The sequence below is a fragment of the Marinicella pacifica genome (assembly GCF_014636635.1).
Classification (GTDB): domain Bacteria; phylum Pseudomonadota; class Gammaproteobacteria; order Xanthomonadales; family Marinicellaceae; genus Marinicella; species Marinicella pacifica.
This window is the reverse complement of sequence record NZ_BMEO01000034.1, coordinates 1-2,247: the sequence shown is the minus strand read 5'-3', so window position 1 is coordinate 2,247 and position 2,247 is coordinate 1. Positions and strand designations below refer to the sequence as shown.

At 34.2% G+C, this 2,247-nt stretch carries 3 protein-coding genes; all 3 read right to left on the bottom strand.

The genetic code is table 11. The features are described from left to right. Positions 1 to 173 (bottom strand): helix-turn-helix domain-containing protein (locus tag IEV16_RS13270; RefSeq protein ID WP_188366201.1); only part of this gene is annotated, 173 nt, incomplete at its 3' end. A gap of 52 nt (positions 174 to 225) precedes the next feature. Continuing rightward, positions 226 to 789 (bottom strand): hypothetical protein, encoded by a 564-nt coding sequence (locus tag IEV16_RS13265; protein ID WP_188366200.1) that lies wholly within the window; start codon positions 787 to 789, stop codon positions 226 to 228. 58 nt (positions 790 to 847) lie between these two features. After that, positions 848 to 1,924 (bottom strand): tyrosine-type recombinase/integrase, encoded by a 1,077-nt coding sequence (locus tag IEV16_RS13260; protein WP_188366199.1) that lies wholly within the window; start codon positions 1,922 to 1,924, stop codon positions 848 to 850. Positions 1,925 to 2,247: the final 323 nt, after the last annotated feature.

The window sequence follows — 2,247 nt, the reverse complement described above, 5'->3', positions numbered from 1 at the left end:
TGATCAATTTCAAGTCGATTAACCCAGCTTCTCAGGGTCTCAGGTGTACAACCAATCTTGGCAGCAATGGACTTGATCGTTGACCACCTGGATTGATGTTCATGTTCGGTTTGTAAAACCAACCGAACGGCTCGCTCTTTCACCTTGGGGGCATATCGGATTTGTGTATTCATAGACTTATTCTCTCAAACTATTGAGTCTCCGACAAACCCGGGGCGGTTCATATTATCTAGATGTTAGCCCGTTGCACTTGCAACTGGAATCCACCACCTTAAATATGGATTCAAGTATGTTGCATGCGGCAGATACAGCTTCTCTTGGTTCGGAGTTTACATTCTCTAACGACCGATTAAATTCAGACTCAATTGAAGGGATATCTCGACTTTTGATTAATTCCGCTAAAGATTTACTCGTTGCAGAACTCCCATCAGAAACAATGCCTCCATCGATATAGCACAGATTGCACCTATTCAAAATCGACTGAAGCTTAATTTTCAATTCTTTTCTCGGGTTGGGCATGGAATATCCAAATAAAGACTTATCTTCCTCGTCTTGCTTTGGGATTTCCATATAGCATTCAATAAGTTTACCCAAAATTTTAAGTGGTGCTTCTGCATCCCTGTTTATTTTTCTCAGCCAAGACTGAATCTTTAAAGTTTTAGAACCTTCCGGCGGATTACCAGGGGCATCAGCATGAAAGAATAAGTTATCAAGACTTGCATGCGTCTCTATAGATGGTAAATGCTCAGCTAGAACTGCTATGACAGGAGCTGGTATCTCTTTACTCATTTAAACCCACTATCTATAGGGTGCGCTAACAATCGGATTGTAAAACTCATAAATAATATTATTCAAAGGTGTCATTAAAGCGACTTGTCAGATAAGGCTCCATAGCATCGATACTGCCATGACGTGTTGACTGCCTTGCTACCGATTCTACTCTTGGTATGTTGTTTCTATCTAAACCTATAAGCAAATTAGTTACGAAATTATGGCGTAACCCATGTGCCCAAACGCGTTCATCTTTTGTAAGATCTCCTGCTTCCACTGCACTTGTGTAAGCTTGTCTTATTGAGTTGGAGAACGATGTACTTAGTATTGCTCTCCCGGTTTTTTCAGACAAAAAAATAAGCCTATCATCTTTATATTTTTCATATTTTTGATTAGCTCGTTTTATTAAGTTTTCAACCAGTTCATGTCTACTCAATTCAATATAATCCCATGTTTTCTTTATAAGTAATGGGTTTATTGGTATTTCTTTTGATTTACCGCCTTTAGTTACATTTAGTGTCATGTATACATTTTTTTTATTCTCAATAGCTTTAATTACTGTTGCTCTAGTAGGTAATTGATCAATTGATAAAGCACAAACCTCAAAAGTGCGGAGACCCGCTGATTTACACCAATCAATCATGAGCTCAAATCTAAATCTAACTCTGCGACATGATGGGCCATATTTTTTAATTACATCAATCCATTCAGATCGAGGTGCAATACTAATGTTTTTATTTTTAGATTCTTTTTTTATTAGATGGTGTCTAATTCCATTTTTAACCAGCCGTATCCTAATTCTGTATTTTGCCGAATCACCTATTAAATTCTTAACATAATTATTATCTTCAAGCCATTTAAGATATTTTAAAACCGATCTCATTATTTGCGATACATAATTCTCAGTATTTTCATAATCAATCCTGCTAAGAAGAGACTGTTTATAAGCAGCTAAATATTCATCGTCAATCATATCAATTGATTCATATTCTGTTTCTAATTCAAATTGAGAGTAAAAATCTAGCAAATGCTTAGCATAGGTTTTTAAAGAGCTGATACTTGAATATTGAACCAAATCAAGAAAATAGTTTAAACACAATAAATTAACTTGTGATTCAGAATTAAAAAGAACAGGGAATGATTTGGTTTTCAACCCAGATATTTTGGCATTTTGAGTATATCGAAGATAAGCCATTAAAATATAAAAATAAGAATAACTTAATTATACCGAACAATCGCTAACACTTAAGCAAAAAAACTAAAACATAATCTTAATTGATTCAGAATTAATCTATATAATAATTTAACATCTTTAATGGTTTAAACACACTTCATTATAAACCCCAGATGTTTTCATCTTTGCTGAATAATGAGCATTTGTACTACTTAACGATTTAATAAAAAAAGGGAGGATGGTAAGGGAGAAAATCAGTAAAACCGGTTTTTCAAATATTGAAATATATAAAAAAATTTAAT